The organism is Nocardia sp. NPDC058658 (assembly GCF_042716665.1).
Taxonomy (GTDB): domain Bacteria; phylum Actinomycetota; class Actinomycetes; order Mycobacteriales; family Mycobacteriaceae; genus Nocardia.
The window spans coordinates 128798-147671 of sequence record NZ_JBHXRR010000007.1 but is presented as its reverse complement, the minus strand read 5'-3'; the positions used below and the strand labels follow the sequence as shown (position 1 = coordinate 147671).

At 68.2% G+C, this 18874-nt stretch carries 18 protein-coding genes; 8 read left to right on the top strand and 10 right to left on the bottom strand.

The genetic code is table 11. The annotated features are described in order from the left end of the window. Positions 1-25 precede the first annotated feature (25 nt). Positions 26-1159: an MBL fold metallo-hydrolase gene (locus ACFWUP_RS13830; protein WP_379234059.1), complete on the bottom strand. Its 1134-nt coding sequence runs from the start codon at positions 1157-1159 to the stop codon at positions 26-28. Then, positions 1159-1887, bottom strand: coding sequence for an enoyl-CoA hydratase (locus ACFWUP_RS13825; RefSeq protein ID WP_379234057.1), 729 nt, complete (start codon positions 1885-1887; stop codon positions 1159-1161). The genes ACFWUP_RS13830 and ACFWUP_RS13825 overlap by 1 nt, the downstream gene beginning before the upstream one ends. Before the next feature lie 97 nt (positions 1888-1984). On the opposite strand from ACFWUP_RS13825, the gene ACFWUP_RS13820 reads away from it, so the two are divergent. Further along, entirely contained in the window at positions 1985-3109 is a 1125-nt protein-coding gene (locus ACFWUP_RS13820; protein WP_379234208.1) for a flavin-containing monooxygenase, read from the top strand. On the opposite strand, the gene ACFWUP_RS13815 is transcribed toward ACFWUP_RS13820, so the two are convergent. Together ACFWUP_RS13815 and ACFWUP_RS13810 are read right to left on the bottom strand one after the other, a co-directional pair. Next, positions 3090-3944 carry an aldo/keto reductase gene (locus ACFWUP_RS13815; RefSeq protein ID WP_379234055.1) on the bottom strand — a complete coding sequence of 285 codons (855 nt, stop codon included), beginning with the start codon at positions 3942-3944 and terminating at the stop codon, positions 3090-3092. The genes ACFWUP_RS13820 and ACFWUP_RS13815 overlap by 20 nt on opposite strands. A 103-nt stretch (positions 3945-4047) precedes the next feature. Further along, entirely contained in the window at positions 4048-5556 is a 1509-nt protein-coding gene (locus ACFWUP_RS13810) for a carboxyl transferase domain-containing protein (protein ID WP_379234206.1), read from the bottom strand. Between the two features lie 101 nt (positions 5557-5657). On the opposite strand from ACFWUP_RS13810, the gene ACFWUP_RS13805 reads away from it, so the two are divergent. Continuing rightward, on the top strand, positions 5658-5936 hold the full coding sequence (locus tag ACFWUP_RS13805; RefSeq protein ID WP_379234053.1) for a helix-turn-helix transcriptional regulator: 279 nt from the start codon (positions 5658-5660) through the stop codon (positions 5934-5936). Next, positions 5933-6466 (top strand): hypothetical protein, encoded by a 534-nt coding sequence (locus ACFWUP_RS13800; protein ID WP_379234051.1) that lies wholly within the window; start codon positions 5933-5935, stop codon positions 6464-6466. The genes ACFWUP_RS13805 and ACFWUP_RS13800 overlap by 4 nt, the downstream gene beginning before the upstream one ends. A gap of 59 nt (positions 6467-6525) precedes the next feature. Here ACFWUP_RS13800 and ACFWUP_RS13795 read toward each other — a convergent pair whose 3' ends face one another. The 4 genes from ACFWUP_RS13795 to ACFWUP_RS13780 are packed head-to-tail and all read right to left on the bottom strand — an operon-like array spanning position 6526 to position 11593. After that, entirely contained in the window at positions 6526-7128 is a 603-nt protein-coding gene (locus ACFWUP_RS13795) for an ATP/GTP-binding protein (protein WP_174551063.1), read from the bottom strand. After that, positions 7109-7483, bottom strand: a complete 375-nt coding sequence (locus ACFWUP_RS13790) for a DUF742 domain-containing protein (RefSeq protein WP_056818578.1) — start codon at positions 7481-7483, stop codon at positions 7109-7111. The genes ACFWUP_RS13795 and ACFWUP_RS13790 overlap by 20 nt, the downstream gene beginning before the upstream one ends. Before the next feature lie 7 nt (positions 7484-7490). Further along, positions 7491-7904, bottom strand: a complete 414-nt coding sequence (locus ACFWUP_RS13785; protein WP_011207200.1) for a roadblock/LC7 domain-containing protein — start codon at positions 7902-7904, stop codon at positions 7491-7493. Beyond that, a complete protein-coding gene (locus ACFWUP_RS13780) occupies positions 7901-11593 on the bottom strand; it encodes an ATP-binding protein (protein ID WP_379234049.1) in 3693 nt (1230 codons plus the stop codon). The genes ACFWUP_RS13785 and ACFWUP_RS13780 overlap by 4 nt, the downstream gene beginning before the upstream one ends. Positions 11594-11912: 319 nt before the next feature. On the opposite strand from ACFWUP_RS13780, the gene ACFWUP_RS13775 reads away from it, so the two are divergent. Genes ACFWUP_RS13775 through ACFWUP_RS13765 form a run of 3 tightly spaced genes read left to right on the top strand, consistent with a single transcriptional unit; the run spans position 11913 to position 16046 of the window. Next, a complete protein-coding gene (locus ACFWUP_RS13775; RefSeq protein WP_379234047.1) occupies positions 11913-13949 on the top strand; it encodes an AMP-binding protein in 2037 nt (678 codons plus the stop codon). Between the two features lie 22 nt (positions 13950-13971). Next, complete coding sequence (locus tag ACFWUP_RS13770; protein WP_379234045.1) at positions 13972-14667, top strand: response regulator transcription factor; 696 nt, start codon at positions 13972-13974, stop codon at positions 14665-14667. Continuing rightward, entirely contained in the window at positions 14664-16046 is a 1383-nt protein-coding gene (locus tag ACFWUP_RS13765) for a sensor histidine kinase (protein WP_379234043.1), read from the top strand. Before ACFWUP_RS13770 ends, ACFWUP_RS13765 begins: the two co-directional genes overlap by 4 nt. A gap of 31 nt (positions 16047-16077) precedes the next feature. Here the strand turns inward: ACFWUP_RS13765 and ACFWUP_RS13760 are convergent, their stop codons facing one another. Beyond that, on the bottom strand, positions 16078-16230 hold the full coding sequence (locus ACFWUP_RS13760; RefSeq protein WP_379234041.1) for a hypothetical protein: 153 nt from the start codon (positions 16228-16230) through the stop codon (positions 16078-16080). Positions 16231-16355: 125 nt separating this feature from the next. Continuing rightward, on the bottom strand, positions 16356-16829 hold the full coding sequence (locus ACFWUP_RS13755) for a hypothetical protein (protein ID WP_379234039.1): 474 nt from the start codon (positions 16827-16829) through the stop codon (positions 16356-16358). Positions 16830-17055: 226 nt separating this feature from the next. Between ACFWUP_RS13755 and ACFWUP_RS13750 the strand changes: the two genes are divergently transcribed. Beyond that, a complete protein-coding gene (locus ACFWUP_RS13750; protein WP_379234037.1) occupies positions 17056-18213 on the top strand; it encodes a hypothetical protein in 1158 nt (385 codons plus the stop codon). Between the two features lie 68 nt (positions 18214-18281). Further along, on the top strand, positions 18282-18848 hold the full coding sequence (locus ACFWUP_RS13745) for a Uma2 family endonuclease (protein WP_379234035.1): 567 nt from the start codon (positions 18282-18284) through the stop codon (positions 18846-18848). Positions 18849-18874 lie beyond the last annotated feature (26 nt).

Genomic DNA, 18874 nt, shown 5'->3' with positions numbered 1-18874 from the left:
GCCGATGTTCCTTTCGAGAGGAGGGTCACTCCACATTTTCCCACCACGAATCCCGTGGTGGGAGGTCATTCGGAACCACCCTCTGGCCCGGCTTGGGCACTACCACCGGAGTACCCGCATCCGCGGCTGCCGACACCAGGCGCCGGACGGGTTCGGACCAGCCGTGGAAGGCCAGGTTGAACGTGGCCCAGTGGATCGGGACCAGCAGGCCGTAGCGGGGGTCGCCGAGGCACAGGTCGGCGTGGGCGCGCACCGCCTCTTCGGGATTCATGTGCACATCGGTCCAGCGCTCGTCGTAGGCGCCGATGGGCAGCAGCGTGAGATCGAAGGGGCCGAGTACCGCGCCTGCCTGGGAGAATGCCTTCGTGTATCCGGTGTCGCCGCCGAAATAGACCCGCTTGGTTGGTCCCGACAGCGCCCACGACGCCCACAGCGTGGTGTTGCGGACCAGGCCGCGGCCGGAGAAGTGCCTGGCCTCGGCGCAGGTGATGGTGAGGCCGCGGTCGTCGGCGTCGTGGCCGAGCGAGACCGAGCCACCCCAGTCCAGCTCGATGATCCGGTACTCGGGCACTCCCCACTGCCGCAGGTGCGCGCCGATGCCGGTGGGCACGACGAACGGGGCGAGCTGGGTGCGGACGAGTTCGTCGACGGTGGCTTTGTCGAGGTGGTCGTAGTGATCGTGGGAGATGATCACGGCGTCGACCTGCGGCACCTCCGACAGCTCACCGGGGACCGGATGCAGTCGGGCCGGGCCGATGACCGGGGACGGGGAGACCCGTTCGCTCCACACCGGATCGGCCAGTACCCGGTAGCCGTCGAGTTCGACCAGGGCGGAGGCGTGTCCGTACCAGGTGACGGCGAGTTCGGCCGCCTGCTCGGGGACCGCGGGGGTGACCAACGGGACGGGGTTCGCCGGGCGACCGACGCGGCCCTTGGTGAGACCCGACCAGATCAGCGACGGTGCGGCACCGGCGGCGAGCATCGAACTCGGCTCGGTGTTGTGGAAACGGCCGTCACGGTAGGAGGACTTGCCGATCGCGGTCGGCGCGATGGCCGACGGACCCGCACCGAGCGCGGTGGGCAGACCCCACACCGCGCGCGCCACCCAGGCGAGACCGAAAGTGCTCGCCAGCGAACCGGCCACTCGTGTGATGCGCATCAGCGGCCCACGAACTTCGCCGGACGCTTCTCCTGCCGGGCCAGACGGCCCTCTTTCGCGTCGTCGCTGCTCCACGCGGCTTTCAGCGCCGCTACTTGCTGCGCGCTGGCCGGATCGCCGGTGCCGTCGTCATTGAGCATCAGTTTCATGGCCTGCAGCGACAGCGGCGCGAGCGCGGCGATGGACTTGGCCCAGTCCTGCGCGTCGGCCAGGGTGCCGAGCTTGTTGGCGAAACCGTAGGCGTAAGCGTCTGCGGCGGAGACGGATTCGGCGCCGAGCAGGATCGTGCGGGCCGGACCGCCACCGATCAGCGCCGCCAGCCGCGACACCGTCCAGCGATCGACCGAGATGCCGAGCTTGGCCGCGGGCACCGCGATGTAGGCATCGGGCTCGATCACCCGCAGGTCCGAGGCCAGCGCCAGTTGCACGCCCGCGCCGAGCGCGCCGCCGTTGATCGCCGAGATCACCGGCACCGGAACGGATTCGATGGTGTGCAGCATGTCGAGCAGCCCGCTCAGGAACGACTCGGAGTACACCCCTGACAGATCGGCACCCGCACTGAAGATGGGCCCGCGGCCGGTGAGCACGATGGCCCGCGCACCCTGTGCCACCGCGTCGAGCAACGCGGCACGCAACTGCCCGACCAGGTCCTCGTTGAGTGCGTTGCGCCGTTCCTCACGCTGCAATTCGATGGTGATCACGTCACCATCGCGGGTCACGCCGAGCATGCGTCCTCCCCAGAATCACCGGATTTAGTGGATGTTCACACTCTGCCACAGGCCACCGACAACGCCTGGTAAGGAGATAGCATCGGCTGTTGTGGCGATGGACAAGATGACCGATTTCGACATTCTGGTCATCGGTGCCGGTCAGGCCGGGCTCTCCGCCGGCTATCACCTGCGCAAGCTCGGGTTGGTGCCCGAACGCGACTTCCGGATCGTCGACCACGCGCCCGGACCCGGTGGGGCGTGGCAGTTCCGGTGGCCCTCACTGACATTGACGACGGTGAACCGGGTGCACGATCTGCCCGGAATGTCCTTTGCCGAGACGCTGCCCGCTGGTTCGGAATCCGCACCGGCGGCCACTGCGGTGCCGCACTATTACGAGCTCTATGAGAAGCGCTTCGACCTGCGGGTTCAGCGGCAGGTGACGGTCGAAGTCGTGTGCGATCGAACCGCTGACGGCAGCAGTTGCGCGGGGCGCGGGGAGGTTTTCCAGGTCGAGACCGAGGGTGCGGGCACCCTGCGTACGCGCGGGCTGATCAACGGCACCGGCACCTGGGAGCGCCCGTTCGTCCCCCGATACCCGGGGGACGACACCTTCGCCGGTCGTCAGATGCACACCCGCGACTACCAGACGGCCGACGAGTTCGCGGGCAAGCACGTGGTGATCGTCGGCGGGGGCATCTCGGCGGTGCAGTTGCTCGACGAGATCTCGCTGGTGACTTCCACCACATGGGTGACCAGATCGGAGCCCCGGTGGCGGGAGACGCCGTTCGTCGAACAGGACGGACGCGACGCGGTGGCGCTGGTGGAGGACCGGGTGCGCGCGGGGCTGCCGCCGGGATCGGTCGTCTCGGTGACCGGACTGCCCCTTGATGCGCGGTTGCGGGCCGCCCGCGAGCGTGGCGCGCTGCGGCGGCTGCCGATGTTCGAACGGATCGAACCGACCGGGGTCCGGTGGGCCGACGGCAGTTTCCAAGCCGCCGATGTGATCCTGTGGGCGACCGGTTTTCGCAGCTCACTCGACCATTTGGCGCCGCTGCGGCTGCGCGGACCAGGCGGCGGGATCACCATGACCGGGCGGTTGGCGACCCAGGTGGCCGTCGACCCGCGCATCCACCTCATCGGCTACGGGCCCTCGGCCAGCACGATCGGCGCCAACCGGGCAGGTCGGGCCGCCGCCCGCGAACTGACCGACTACCTGGGGATCAATCCAGCCCGGCGCTGAACGTCGACGGATCGGGGCCCACTCGCTTGCCCGCGTCGAGGCGACTGATCGACTCCATCGCCTCGGCGTCGAGTTCGAAGGTGAACACGTCGAAGTTCTCGGCGATCCGCGACGGCGTCACCGACTTCGGGATGACGATATTGCCCAGCTGCAGATGCCACCGGATGATCACCTGCGCGGGCGTGCGGTCGAGCTGCTTCGCGATGCCGACGATGGTCGGGTTGTCGAGCAGGGTGCCCTGCCCGAGCGGGCTCCACGCCTCGGTGGCAATGGCGTGATTGGCACCGTATTGGCGCAAATCACGCTGGGAAAGCGTGGGATGTAGTTCGATCTGGTTCACCGTGGGGATCTCGCCGGTGTCGGCGATCAGGGTCTCCAGATCGATCACCCGGAAGTTGGAGACGCCGATCGAACCGACCCGGCCCTGCGACTTCAGCGCCTGGAACGCGCGGAACGTGTCGACATAGCGACCGGCCGACGGAACCGGCCAGTGGATCAGATACAGGTCGAGATAGTCCAGGCCGAGCCGCTGCATGCTGGTGTCGAAGGCGCGCAGGGTGCTGTCGTAACCCTGGTCGGCGTTCCACAGTTTGGTCGTGATGAATAGTTCGTCGCGGGGTATCCCCGATTCACCGATGGCGCGGCCTACGCCTTCCTCGTTTCCGTAGACCGCGGCCGTGTCGATGCTGCGGTAACCGACCTTCAACGCCTCGGCCACCACCCCGGTGACGTCTTCCGCCGGCACCTGGAACACACCGAAGCCGAGCTGCGGGATCACGTTCCCGTCATTGAGCACGATGGTGGGGACAGGGCTGCTCTCACTGCGAAAGGTCACCCTTTCGACCGTAGAAGCGGTTCGGGGTGCCGTCAACGACGGTGCGTGGTGTGTTTCGGCCGACCTGCGACTGGGTAGAAAGCGGGGCGCGAGTCAAGGGGTCTCACACGCCGCCCACCAGTCCGATTCGCCGGTATCTGGCCTGGCGCAGAGTCCGCAGTGCGGCTGGATCCTCGGCGCGCAGGGCGGCCAGTTCGGCGGCGATCGCGAGGACCGTGCGCCGGGCGAAGGCGACCGGCTCGTCGGCGGCGTCGGGGTACTCCTCCACGATCTCGTCCACCACACCGTCCGCGAGCAGATCCGCCGACCTGATGCCTTGCGCCGCGGCCATGTCCGGCGCGTGCGCGGTATCGCGGAACACGATGGCGCTCGCCCCTTCCGGCGGCAGCGGGGCCAGCCAGCCGTGTCGGGCGGCGAGCACCCGGTCGGCGGGCAGCAGCGCGAGCGCGCCGCCGCCGGTGCCCTGGCCCAGCAGCACCGAGACGGTCGGAGTGTCGAGGGTGACGAGATCGGCCAGGCAGCGCGCGATTTCGGGGGCGATCCCGCGTTCTTCGGCCTCCTTGGACAGGGCGGCGCCGACGGTGTCGATGACGAGCACCAGCGGCAGCCGCAGCTCCCGCGCCAGCACCATCGCGCGCCGCGCCTCGCGCAGGGCGGCCGGGCCCATGGTGTGTTCGCCCTCCTGGCCAGCTCGGTCATGTCCGAAGACGACGCACGGTTGACCGGCGAAGCGGGCGAGGGCGAGCAGGACGGTGCGATCGGAATCACCGCGACCGGTACCGCTGAGCGGAACCCGTTGTGTCGTATGGCGAAGCAGGTCACGAATGCCGGGTCGGCCCGGCCTGCGCGAGCTGAGCACCGAATCCCACGCGCTCGCAGCAGGATTCGCCGGTGTCGCCGGACTACGAACCGGCGCAGCCCAACCCGGCTCGGTGGTCGCCGACTCGACGGCGCCACTGGCGACACTCATCGCCCGGTGCGCGATCCGGCGGAACACCTCCACCGACACCACACCGTCGATCACGCCGTTGCGGTAGAGGTTCTCCGCGGTCTGCACGCCGGGCGGAAACGGCCTGCCGTACAAGGCTTCGTACACGCGCGGACCGAGGAACCCGATGAGCGCGCCCGGCTCGGCAAAGGTGATGTGCCCCAACGATCCCCACGAGGCGAACACCCCGCCCATCGTCGGATTGCGCAGATACACCAAATACGGATGGCCCGCCGCCTTGTGCACTGCCACCGCGCCCGCGATCTTCACCATCTGCACGAAAGCGACTGTGCCCTCCTGCATTCGAGTTCCACCGGAGGTCGGCGAGGCGATCAGCGGCAACCCGAGTTCGGTCGCACGCTCGACGGCACACACGATCCGCTCGGCCGCCGCGACACCGATCGAACCGGCGAGAAACGCGAATTCGCAGGCGATCACCGCGACCGGGCGCCCACGCAACAGGCCGTGCCCGGTCAGCACCGACTCGTCGGTGCCCGACCGTCGCGCCGCGGCGATGAGCTCGGCGCGATAACGCGGCGACACAGCCGGTTCGATAGGTGACCGATCCCAGCTCACGAACGAGCCCGCATCGAGCAATTGGCCGATCAGGCCGTCCGCCGACATGTGCACGAGACGAGCCTAGACCAGGAAGGACAGGTAACGAGAACAGACCGAATTATTGGATCTTCTTGACAGACTGTTGTGTTTTTACAACACTTCATTAGGTGAGCCCAGTCAGACGAGGGGAAACCCTACCGATCTTCAATCGCATCGCAGTGCTGCGCGCGGAGCATCGGATGAGCCGGGCGGCGCTTGCCGAGGCCGTCAATGTCAATGTCCAGACGATCGGCGCGCTCGAACGCGGCGATCACTATCCGAGCCTCGACCTGGCGCTGCGCATCTGCGATGTGTTCGCGCTACCGGTCGAAGTTGCGTTCTCCCGCAAGGAATTCGGCCCACTCTCGGCCGAGTTGTATCCACGCACGAAAGGCGCGACGCCATGACCAGCAACCTCATCGACCGCTACCAGGACTACCGCGTCCGGCGCTGGCTCGTGCAGGAACAGCGCACCTCGGGTCTGCTGGCGAGCTGGCGACCGCTTCGCCGGCGTCGGCTGCTCGTGGTGATCGTGGCGACCGGGCTGTTCGGGCTCGCGATCGCGGGGGTGCTCGCGGTGTTCGGGTTGCCATGGGCGCCCGCGGTCACCCTCGTGGCGATCATCGCGTTCCTGCCGAGCTGGACCATGCTGCGCATCGCCTGCGGCAGGCAGGACAGCGCACCCGAGCCGATGTTGGACGAATGGGAAATCGCCGAACGAAACAAGGCCAGGTCGGTCGGTCTCGCGCTGACCCAGAACCTGACGCTGGCGCCGGTGTTCTTCCTGATCTTCGCGGGTTCGTTCGCGCCGGACGCCGACGCCTCGCGCACCGCCTACGCGGGCGGGCTGATGGTGTTGGCCGCGCTCATGACCGGCGGTTGCGCACCGGCGATGATCCTGGGCTGGACCCGGCCCGATCCCGAACCGGAGGTCTGAGGCGAGGGCGGGGCTGCGGCCTTCATCGCGGCAGCCCCGTCATCGTTCGAATGACCGGCTCAGTAGCCCTGCATGACCTTGCGCAACGCGTACTCGGTCAGGGCGACCAGGGCCTGCTTGGCCGGTTCCCGGCGACGGGCGTCGATCGACATGATCGGCACGTCGGCGGGAACCGCAAGCGCCTGGCGGATGTCTTCCAGGGGGTACTTCGGCGCGTCGTCGAACTCGTTGAGCGCCACCAGGAACGGCAGCCCGCGGGCCTCGAAGTAGTCGACAGCGGCGAAGCTGTCTTCGAGCCTGCGGGTGTCGACCAGCACCACGGCGCCGATGGCGCCGCGGATCAGGTCGTCCCACATGAACCAGAACCGGTACTGGCCCGGCGTACCGAACAGGTACAGGACCAGGTCGTCGGCGAGGCTGATGCGACCGAAGTCCATCGCCACCGTGGTGGTCGACTTCTGCGGAATACCGGTCAGGTTGTCGATTCCGGTACTGGCGTTGGTGACCAACGCCTCGGTGCGCAGCGGAACGATCTCCGACACCGCGCCGACCATCGTGGTCTTACCCACACCGAAGCCACCGGCGACAACGATCTTCGCCGAAGTCGGCTTGGCCGTGCGGGTGTCAACCTGCGCCGTCGAATCAAATACGCCGGAGTCCACTGAGAACCCTTTCGATCAGCTCGCGACGTTCATCGTCGCTGGAATCGTCTTTCAATGTTGCCGAAACCCGGACATGACCGGCCTCGATCAGATCGGCTACGAGTACCCGGGCCACCCCGATCGGGATGTACAGCTGGGCAGCTATCTCGGCAACGGACGGCGATTGCCTGCACAACTCCACGATGGACGTTTCGAGGTTGTTCAGTTCGTACTGCCGCTCCATGGCGACCGGATGCGATGCGACGAGTGCCTCCAGCGCCAACTCGACCGCCGGCCTGGTGCGGCCGGCAGTCAAGGAGTACGGGCGAACGAGGCTGGGCTCGGCGCTCCCCATGCGGTGATCGTCTATGTCCATCCCACCATCAGGAACCCATCGTGACGCGAGGTGTGGCCTGGACCGTCTGGCCAACGCGCTCGACCAGAAGTGCCATTTCGTAGCCGACCTGACCGATGTCACACGAGGTGTTGGTCAGGACAGCTAGGTAGGAGCCGTCGCCGACTGCCATGAGCAGCAGGTAACCGTGCTCCATCTCGACGACGGACTGCAGTACCGTACCGCCTTCGAACAGATTCGACACGCCGACGGACAGGCTCGCCAGTCCGGCGGTGACGGCCGAGAGCTGCTCGGCGCGGTCGACCGGGAGCTGAGCGCTCGCGGCCATCAAGAGTCCGTCAGCCGAGACCAGCACGGCATGGGCTACGCCAGGAACCTCGTTGGCGAAGTTCGAAACCAGCCAATCCAGCTGACGGTTCGTACCACCTAGATCGGGGTTCATCGGTCTCCTTTATCTCCGGTTAGGTTCATTGCCTTCATTGCGCGGCCATCCCGGACGCCCTGCTGGTGACGACTCAGGCTGTTGCGGATCGTGGCGGGATCGCGTGGGGGCTTGGTGCGATCGGCGGCGCCGCTCACACCACCGGGCACGAGCCTTCCGCCCGGACTGCGCTGTGGCAAACCGGCGGCGGTACGGACCTCGGCCTGGGCTTCGCTGGCCGCCCGAGCGGCCTGCCATCCCTCGTCACCGGGTGATTCGAAGGCGGCGGCCATCTGGTTGCGGTCGGAGTTCTCGTCCGTGAGCCACGCCGACATCATCTCGGCGAAGATCGGCGTTCCGCCCATGACGGAATCACCCTCGGGTGCCGGCTGCAACCTGGTCTGGAAGAACGACGCAGCCTTCTCCGGACTGGCCCGGAAGCTGTGCCGACCCGGATCACGCCCTGCCGACGCAGCGTTTTCCGGCCCCGCAGGGTCCCGATCCCGTTGTGGCAGAGCCACTCCTGGCCCGGCGGTCGCCTGCGGTACAACACTAGCCCCGGGATCGCGGCGCGGCAGCCCATTCGGCGCAGCCGCACGTTGCGGCAGGCCGTTGGGCGCGTCTCCCTGCGCCGGATCCTGCTGCGGCGCAGGGGTTGCGCGCTGCGGCAGGCCGTTGGCCGGACGGGTGGGCTGGGCACGCGGCGGGAGTCCGTTGGCCGGATCACGCTGCGGCAGACCGTTCGACGGGTCACGCTGCGGCAGGCCTCCGAGCGGATCGAGCCTCGGCAACTCACCGGACGGATCACGCTGCGGCAGACCACTGAGCGGATCGAGCCTGGGCAGGCCACCGGACTGATCCCGGTGCGGCAGCCGCGGCGTGGGTTCACGCTGCGGCAGACCGCCTGAGGCAGTGCCGCGCTGCGGGAGCCCGGTCGACGGATCACGCTGGACAGGTTCGGAATCACGCTGCGGCGCGGAACTTTCCGGCGCACGCTGCGGCAGGCCGGTCGGCTGGCCGCGCTGCGGCAGACCCGTTACCGAATCACGCTGCGGCAGGCCACCGGTCTGCTCCCGCTGCGGCAGCCCGGACGACGGGTCACGCTGCGGCAACCCACCGGTCTGCTCCCGCTGCGGGAGCCCGGTCGACGGGTCACGCTGCGGCAGGCCACCGGTCTGCTCCCGCTGCGGTAGTCGCTGCGAAGGATCACGCTGCGGCAGGCCGACCGAAGGGTCACGCTGCGGGGCGCCGTTGGCGCCGGGCGAACGCTGCGGCAGACCACCGGGGGTGCTCCCCCGCTGAGTCTGTGCCGCATCACGCTGCGGCGCGGCGGGCGGCTGCGCGGCATCACGCGACGGCGCACCGCTGGCACCCGGCTGACGCTGCGGCAAGCCGCCGCCGGTCTGCGCGAGCCCACTCGGCTTCTGCTCGCCCTGACCCGGCCCGGCGGGCGGACGTTGCGGCCCACCCGGTGCCAGATTGCGCTTGGGCAGGTTCGCCGCGGCGAGCTTGCCGCGCTGCGGCACGTTCGCCTGGCCCGGTGCGGGCGGGCGCAGCGACGGCGAGGACTGCTCGGTGGCGTCCTGTGCCATTCCCGAGGCCATCGAGTTGCCCGGCTGACGCTGCGGCAACCCACCACCGGCACCCGCCGGGGTCGGCCCGCTGACGCCGGGATCCACGGTGACCATCACGTTGCCACCCGGGGTACGGGTGATCGCGCGGGTCTGCATGGTGCTCGGCTGCTGCTGCGCGTTGGACTGCGGCCGCTGCTGGTCCGGCGCGGGCGCCTGCTGCTGCTTCTGCAGCTGATGCGGCGGCACCACGGTCCCACCGGCCGCCGAGACGATCAGGCCGACCGGCACGTGCACGGTGACGGTGACGCCGGGATCGCGGGCGGTGTCGAAGGTCGGACGTAGTCGCACGGTGAGCCCGTGCCGCTCGGCCAGGCGACCGACAACGAACAGACCCATGTGACGGGCGGTGTCGGGACCGGGCTCGGCGGTCTGCTCGAGCCGGTGGTTGATCTCCGACATCTCCGCGGGCGGCATACCGATACCGCGGTCGGCGACCTCGATCAGCAGACCCTGGTCGTGTGCCTGGGCGAAGGTGAACTTGACGTCGGTCTCCGGCGGGGAGGCGCGAAGGGCGTTGTCGAGCAGCTCGGCGAACAGGTGCGCCATATCGGAGGCGGCCGGCTCGACCAGCGAGCCGCGCGGCGTGGCGCCGAGCTTGACCCGCTCGTAGTCCTCGACCTCGGAGATCGCGGCGCGCAGCACGTCGGCGATCTCGACCGGGGCCGACTTGGTGCGACGCTGTTTGGTACCGGCCAGAATCAGCAGGTTGTCGCCGTTACGGCGCATGCGCGCGGCGAGGTGGTCGAGGCGGAAGAGGTTCTCGAGCAGGCGCGGGTCCTTCTCGTCGTACTCCATCGCCTCGATGAGGGTGAGCTGATGGTCGACGAGCGACTTGGACCGACGAGCCAGGGTCTCGAACATGTCGTTGACCTGCGAACGCATCTGCGCCTGGTCACTGGCGAGGCGAAGGGCCTGCCCGTGGATGTCGTCGACGGCGCGAGCGAGCTGGCCGATCTCCTCGTCGGAGCGCACCGGCATCGGCTCGAGCGGCACGTCCTCGGGAGCGGCGCCGTTGCGGAGCTGGGCGACCTCGTGCGGCAGATCGGATTCGGCGACGCGCAGCGCGGCGAGGCGAAGCCGGTGCAGCGGCACGATCATCGAGCGGGCGACGAACACCGCGAGCAACAGCGCGGCCAGGATCGTCGCGATGACGACCGCGGTGTAGGTCCATGCGCCGGTGGCGGCCGTGCTGGCGAGGTCGTTCATGGCGACGTCGATGGACGCGGTCGCCTCGTCGACGGCGCCCTCGTAGGTCGCGATACTGGTGTAGAGCGAGGTCTTGAGCTCGGTGACGGGCAGCTGGCCCGCGGCGAACGCGGGACTGTCGAGCATGCCGAGCCGGATCTGGACCTGCTTCATGAGCTCGGCGATCACCGGATCGCCGGGCGGGAAGCGGTTGGCGAGCACCTCGACACGGTGCCGTTCGACGGCGACACCGGTGAGGTAGGCCTGGACGCCTTCTTCTTTGCCCTGCAGCATCTGCGCGATACCGGCGAGCTCGTCGACGAGCACCGTACTGGTGTTACGCAGGTCGACAAGACGGATCTTGCTCGCGTCCATCGCCGGGCTGCTCGCGTCCGACAGGGTCGCTTCCACGATCCGGATACTGTCGGTGTTCATCTCCGAGACCACGGCGAGGGCGGGCGGGAAGTCGGTCGTCAACCCTGTGCCCTGCGCCCGCACCCGCTTGGCCTTCGCGAGCATGCGCTCGAACGCGGCGTGCACCTCGGGGAGCCCGGAGAGCTGGTCGATCGAGGACTCGGACTCGCCGATCACGTCATCGAGACTCGCGAGGTCCTGTTCGGTCACCAGCGAGACACCGGCGCCACTCGGCACCATCTGACTGCCGACCACCTGGGCGGTGACCGCACTCAGCCGACTGACCACCGGAATCGTGTCTACCTGCTCGTTGATACTGGAGAGCCGGTTGGCTTCCGAGAACTCCGAGGTAATTCGAGACACGCCGAGCCCGACCGCGACCGCGAGTGGCACGGCAAGTACGGCCGTAACCTTCCAACGCAGGTCCCAGTTGCCGAGCGCCCAGCGTTTGCTGCCGGACCTAGCGGCGTCACGCATCTCCCACTCACTTTCCAAACTGGCCTCGTACCGTGCGCCTGAAGCGAACCTCCACCGGCGCGATGGTGGCTCGCCAGTGGCTGCTGGCCGAGAACTACGGCTGGCCGAGAAATTGCGTCTACGACTGCCCGAATAAGTGACATCGGATTCTAACGGATCAATAACTTCTTGGTTGACTCCCGGTCGGGGTCCGCTCCATGACCAGCCTGTTGTAGGCAAAACCAAAGGTCGCGGCACCCCCTCGGGTGTCGCGTGAAGTCTGCCACAATCATCTGGATCTATCGAGCGGGCATCGAAGCGAGGCTAGGGAGTCACGGGGTTGGACACCGAACACGAGTACCGGCCGGTCTATCAGACCAGCCTGGTCGACCCAGCCGACTTCTGGTCCGCCGCAGCTCAGAGCATCGAATGGGATGTCGAACCGCAGCAGATCGTGGATGCCGCCGACAAGCGGTCGGCCCGGTGGTTCCCCGACGCCCGTCTGAATACCTGTGTGAATGCCCTTGACCGCCATGTCAGGGCCGGAACTGTCGACCAGGGTGGACACGCCGATCAGCCCGCCCTCATATATGCCTCCGCTATGACGGACACCACCACGATTTACACCTACGCCGAATTGCTCGACAAAGTCGCCGAGTTCGCCGGTGCCATGCGCGATCTCGGTGTGGTGGCCGGTGATCGGGTGGTGATCTATCTGCCGATGATCCCCGAAGCGGTGATCGCGATGCTGGCGTGTGCCCGCATCGGCGCGGTGCACTCGGTGGTGTTCGGCGGATTCGCCGCGCCCGAGCTGGCCGCCCGGATCGACGACGCTGAGCCGGTCCTGATCGTCACCGCATCGGGTGGGCTCGAACCCAACCGCCGCATCGACTACCCGCCGATCGTGATGGCCGCGCTCGATCTCGCCGAGACCGCGTCGGTGCGCACGGTGATCGTCAAGCAGCGCCCCGAGTTCCAGACGATCGAGTTCCCGGCCGCGCTGGCAGCCACCGACGTGCTGCCGTCCTCGGAGCAGACCGTCGCCGCCCGCTGGGTCGACTGGGATGCCTGCGTAGACGGCGTGACGCCCGCCGATCCGGTCTCGGTCGCCGCCACCGATCCGCTCTACATCCTCTACACCTCCGGCACCACCGGAAAGCCGAAGGGCGTGGTGCGCGACAACGGCGGACACGCTGTCGCGCTGTCCTGGTCGATGCGCAATATCTACGACGTCGGCCCTGGTCAGGTGTTCTGGGCCGCCTCCGATGTGGGCTGGGTCGTCGGCCACTCCTACATCGTCTACGCGCCCCTGCTGGTCGGTGCGACGACCGTGCTCTACGAGGGCAAACCCGTCGGCACCCCCGACGCCGGGGCGTTCTGGCGGATCATCGACGAGCACAACGTGCGGGTGCTGTTCACCGCGCCGACCGCGTTGCGCGCGATCCGCCGCGCCGACCCCGAGGCCACCGCGGCCCACCGCTACGACCTGTCCCGGCTGCGCGCGTTGTTCTGCGCGGGCGAGCGCCTGGATCCGGCCACGTTCGACTGGGCCACCAACACCCTGCTCGCCGGCCACCCCGATACCCCCGTGGTCGATCACTGGTGGCAGACCGAGACCGGCTGGCCCATCTGCGCCGACCCGCTCGGCCTGCAGGAACTGCCGGTCAAACCCGGTTCGGCGAGTGTGCCGGTGCCCGGTTACCGGCTGCGCGTGCTCGACGCGAACGGCAACCCGGTACCCAACGGCACCGAGGGCAATATCGTCATCGGACTGCCACTGCCCCCCGGCTGCCTGACGGGCCTGTGGCGCAACCGGGAGCGCTTCATCCGCTCATACCTGTCGGCCTTCCCCGGCCACTACCTCACCGGCGACTCCGGCTACTTCGACGAGGACGGCTACCTCTACGTCCTCGGCCGCAGCGACGACGTGATCAACATCGCCGGTCACCGGCTGTCGGCGGGCAGTATCGAGGCCGCGATCTCCGGGCACGAGGCCGTCGCCGAGTGCGCGGTGATCGGCATGCCCGACGAGCTCAAGGGCAGTCTCCCGCTCGCCTATGTGGTGCTCAAGCAGGGCGTCGACATCGATCAGCAGCAGTTGCGTGCCGAGCTCGACGAGCGGGTGCGCAACCAGATCGGCGCGATCGCCAGCCTGCACGATTCGATCATCGTCACCGGCCTGCCCAAGACCCGCTCCGGCAAGATCCTGCGCAAGACGATCCGCCAGCTCACCGCCGGTGAACACGTCGAACCGCCCGCCACCATCGAGGATCCGCACGTCCTCACCGCCCTCGCCGACCGCATCCTCGCCAACCCGCCGCTGGGGAACCCGCCGTCGGAGGTCCCCAACGGCGATCCGGTCGCTCCACCTGCGTAACTGCCCCACCTAGGATCACAGGGTGACTACCTCAACGGTCCTTGTTGTCGACGACGACGAGGACGTTCTCGCCTCGGTCGAACGCGGCCTGCGGCTGTCCGGCTTCCGGGTCCTCGTCGCGCGCGACGGTGGTGCCGCGCTGCGAGCCGTCGCCGAGCAGGCGCCCGACGCGGTGGTCCTCGACATGAACATGCCGGTCCTCGACGGTGCGGGCGTGGTCACGGCGTTGCGGGCGATGGGCAATGACGTGCCCATCTGCGTGCTCAGCGCCCGCGCCTCGGTGGACGACCGGATCGCGGGCCTCGAGTCGGGCGCCGACGACTACCTGGTGAAACCGTTCGAGCTGGCCGAACTGGTGGCCAGGATCAAGGCCCTGCTGCGCCGCCGCACCGACACGCCCGACCCCGTGGCGCCCGGTTCGCTGACCGTCGGTCCGCTGCTCGTCGATGTCGCGGGATATCGCGCACTGCTGCACGGGCGCGAAATCGAGCTCACCAAAAGGGAATTCGAATTGCTGTCCACCCTGGCCCGTAATGCGGGTGTGGTGTTGACGCGAGAACGGCTGCTGGAATTGGTGTGGGGTTACGATTTCATAGCCGATACGAATGTGGTGGATGTGTTCGTCGGCTACTTGCGCCGGAAACTCGAAATAGATGACACGCCAAGGATTTTGCATACGATTCGCGGGGTGGGTTTCGTCCTCCGGGAATCGAAATGATCTCCGACCCACCGCCGAAACATCGTCGCAGACAATCCTTTTCGCTGCGGACAAGAGTCGCGGGCGCGGCGGCGGCCGGGGCGGTCATCATCGTCACGATCGCCGCTTTCGTGGGTTTTCAGGCAATCGAACGAAATAACGTCACCCAAACCGACCAGCAACTGGAAATCGCCTCGCGCATCGTGCTGATCGAGCCGGTCCTGGCCACCGGCTTCGTGAATCTGACCGGTTTGCAGAACACCATGGCGCTCACCGTGCGCGACAACGGCCAGGTGACCGCGTCGAGCTCGACCCAGCTGCCGGATCTGCCGCCCGGCTCGCAGACCGTGGAGCTGCACGACCAGCCCTACCGGGTGCTCACCACCACCGAGAACCAGCCCGAAGGTCGCACGGTCTCGCTGGCCATTCCGACCACCGAGGCGACCAAGGCGACCGACGACCAGCAGCGCTGGGTGCTGGCGGGCGCGGCGATCGCGGTGGCGGCCGCGGCGGCGCTGGGCTGGTTGCTCGCCGGGCGCGCCGTCGGCCCGATCGTGAAGCTGACCAGGCAGGTCTCCGCCGTCGGCGAGCCGGGCGAGGCCGCCCAACCGGTGGACGGTTCGGGTGTCGACGAGGCGGTGAAACTGGCCGAGGCGGTGAACACCATGCTGGCCCGCGTCGATCAGGCCCAGGCCGAGACCGCCGCCGCACTGGAGACGGCCCGCGATTTCGCCGCCGTCTCCGCCCACGAACTGCGCACCCCGCTCACCGCGATCCGCACCGACCTCGAGGTCCTGCGCACCCTCGACCTCACCGACGAACAGCGCCGCGAGATCCTCGACGACCTCGCCCGCAACGAGACCAGGGTCGAAACCACCCTGTCGGCGCTGGAACGACTCGCCCGCGGCGATCTCACCGCCGAGGCCGACCACGTCCCCACCGATGTCGCCGACCTGTGCGACCAGGCCGCCCACGACGCGATGCGCCACAACCCCGGCCTGACGGTGCGCATCGAGACCGACGCCGAACTCGTCACCCGCGGCCTGCCCGCCGGTCTGCGCCTGGCTGTCGACAACGCCCTCACCAATTCGGTCAAGCACGGTGGCGCCACCACCGCCGTGGTCTCGGCGCACCGCACCCCGTACGGCCGCATCGTGATCGCCGTTGACGACAACGGCACCGGCGTGGCACCCGACGAACGCGAGGCGGTCTTCGCGCGCTTCGCCCGCGGCGCCAACGCCACCAAGGGCGGTTCGGGCCTGGGCCTCGCTCTGGTGGCCCAGCAGGCCCAGCTGCACGGCGGGCTGGCCTACTTCGAGGACAGCCCGCTCGGCGGCGCCCGGCTGGTCATCGACCTGCCGGTCCGCCCCGCCGACGCAAAAGCCCCGCACCCACGATGATCGCGGGCGCGGGGCCGAGAGTGCGCGCTACCTACTTCTTGTCGTTGTGCTCGAACGCGCCCTTCACTTTGCCCGCCGCGCGTTCGGCGGCGTCTTTCACGCTGGCCGCTGCCTTCTTCGCTTCCGCCTCGATCTTCTCGGCCTCGGCCTTGGCCTTGGCTTTCACATCGTCGGTGTCGGACATCGAACCTCCACTCTCGTGAGTTCCGCGCCGGACCGGCACGGGTGAAGACACTCGCGAGAATACCGCAGCAACCGTTCAGCCACCGTTATCGCGGACGTCACGTCCACCGTGTTCGCGGCCCGGGGTCAGCCCTGGCAACCCGACCAGACCGTCTTCGGCATCGAGCTGGACAGGTGGTGTTCGATGTTGTGGAAGAGGCCGTCGAGTTCGGCCCACTCCAGGTCGGCGCCGTACCCGGGCGAGTAGACGATCTTGGTCTGGTCGTCGGTACCGGAGATCGCCTGCTCGGCGCGCATCAGCACCGCGCACTTCCCGCTCGCGAACACCAGCTGCACCGTGCATTGCGGCTCGAAGAGGCTGGTCGAGCCCAGACTGATCGGCTCGGGGAAGCCCGCGTCGCAGGCCGCCAAGGCCGCGCTCTCGGCGGCCGCCCTGTCCGCGTGGTCGCGGATTTCGAAGAAGCGATCCGGGGTCAGGTGCGAATTGACGACGACCGTCCACAGGGTCGGGTCGGCGTTGGCGGTCCCCGTGGCGACCACCGGACCGGCGATGGCGGCGCCCACCATGAGACTGCTCAAGACCACTGACTGAAGCTTCACTGTTTCTCCGTACCACTCGACGCCGAACCTTGTGTCGGCAACCGGTCAGCGTACCAAGCGATCAGACCGTCCAAACTAGTGAATTGTCAACTGTCACTGACACTTTCGCTGTTCCAGATCACAGCGGATGCAGCGGGGCACCGTCGCCACGCGGCTTCGGCTTCCTCAATGATCTCTCAGACATCTCCCACGACCGGCACCCAAGTCCGGGGTTACCGTCACCGATGTGATCGACAAACGCGCTCGTCTGCTCTGCCTCGCCACCGCCCTCGCGCTGGCGGGCGGTCTCGTCGCCTGTGCGGGCGATGACGCCGCACCGACCGCAATGGCGCTGGTCAACGCCGATACCGGACCCACCGGCGAGCGGGTGGCCAAGGCGGTGCAGGACGCGGGCGGCTACGAGTGGACCGTGGCCGAGCCCGGCGAGATCGACGCCGACGACTTCGCCGCCGTGATCACCCTGCCCGCCGACCTCACCTCGTCGATGGCCACCCTCGCCACCCCCGAACCCAAGCGCGCCAAGGTCACTGTCACCACCCACGACGGCGCCGACCCGGACACGGTGAACGGCGCGGTCGACGCGGTGACCCACCGGATCGGCGCGTCCGGCGTCGACGCTGCACTGGCCGCGGTCTCCCAGGCCCGCAACCAGATGACGTCGGTGCAGTTCACCGCCCAGCTACTGAGCGCGGGTGTGAACGCGGCGGCCGACGGCGCGGGCCAGTTCAGCGGCGGCGCACAGGAGATGCTCGGCTTCCTCGACTACGCGAAAGAGGGTGCGGGCCAACTCACTTCGGCTATCGAACTGCTGAACCAGACCGTCGACGGCGCCGCCAAGCAGGCCAACCAGCTGGCCGACGCCCTCGGCGCCACCGGCGTCACGATCGCCGGCGTACAGAGCAGCGCGGCCGCCATGGGCTCCGGCCTCGACCAGGTCCTGCCACTCCTGAAAGCCCTCCCCTTCTCCGGCGACCCCCAACTCGCCGACATCATCACCAAACTCGAAGCCCTGCGCGGTGTTTCGACCCAGGCAGGCACCCAGCTCGCGGGCTTGAGCGAATTGACCGGCGCCGCAGTAGATCCCAACACCGACCTCGGCACCCTCCTGCGCACCGTCGTCGCCCGTCTCAACAGCGCCCGCGACCAACTCACCCAGGGCGCCGAACTCGCCAAGGGCCTGCCCACCCTCGCCGAACAGGGCGGCGCCCAACTCCTCTCGGCCGTCGAACAACTCACCGGCGGCGTCGGCGCCCTCCAGAACATCGTCGGCAACCTCAACACCCAAACCGCCAAAGCCCTCGAAGCCCTCCCCCCACGCGCCCAGTCCCAGCAGTCCGCCCTCGCACTGGCCCTGACCGACCCGGTCGAAGTCGTCCGCGAGTGAAACCCGACCAGCCCCGACGTCGTGAACGAATGGTGTCGAGGTGGCGACACGGTCGGTAAGCTCGGCCCGTGGACTCGCTGCCGCATCAGATGACGGAGGAGCAGTACCGCCAGCTCCCCGAGGATGTGTCCCGAGAGATCGAGGTAGTGCACGGGCACGTCATCCTCTGCGAATCACCGACGCCTGAGCACAACCGCATTGCCCGACGACTGGCGGGCGCGATGGAAGACCTGCCGAGCACCGAACCGTGCATTCGCGCCGAGACCGACATCGATGTGGTGCTGTGGCGGGTTCCGAAGTTCACCTTCCGACGTCCCGATGTCACGGTGTACCGCTGCCTTGACCAGCCGGGAGACAAACCGGAGGCCGGTGACGCGCTGATCGTGGTCGAGGTGTCGTCGCCGTCGACGGCGGCCGAGGACCTGCTCGACAAGAAGGCGCAGTACGCGCGAGTCGGCATTCCGCTCTACCTCGTGGTCATGCTCGATACGAAGTTCGACATTGCCGAGGTGCTCGAGTTCCGGCTCGACGCGCACGCACGCGAGTATCGGCTGCACCAGATCCACCGCGACGGACTGCTCCGATTGGAGCATGTGGTCGTCGGTGATATCGCGTTCGCCGACCTCGTCCGCTGAACAGACACGGCCCGGCCGAATTCGAC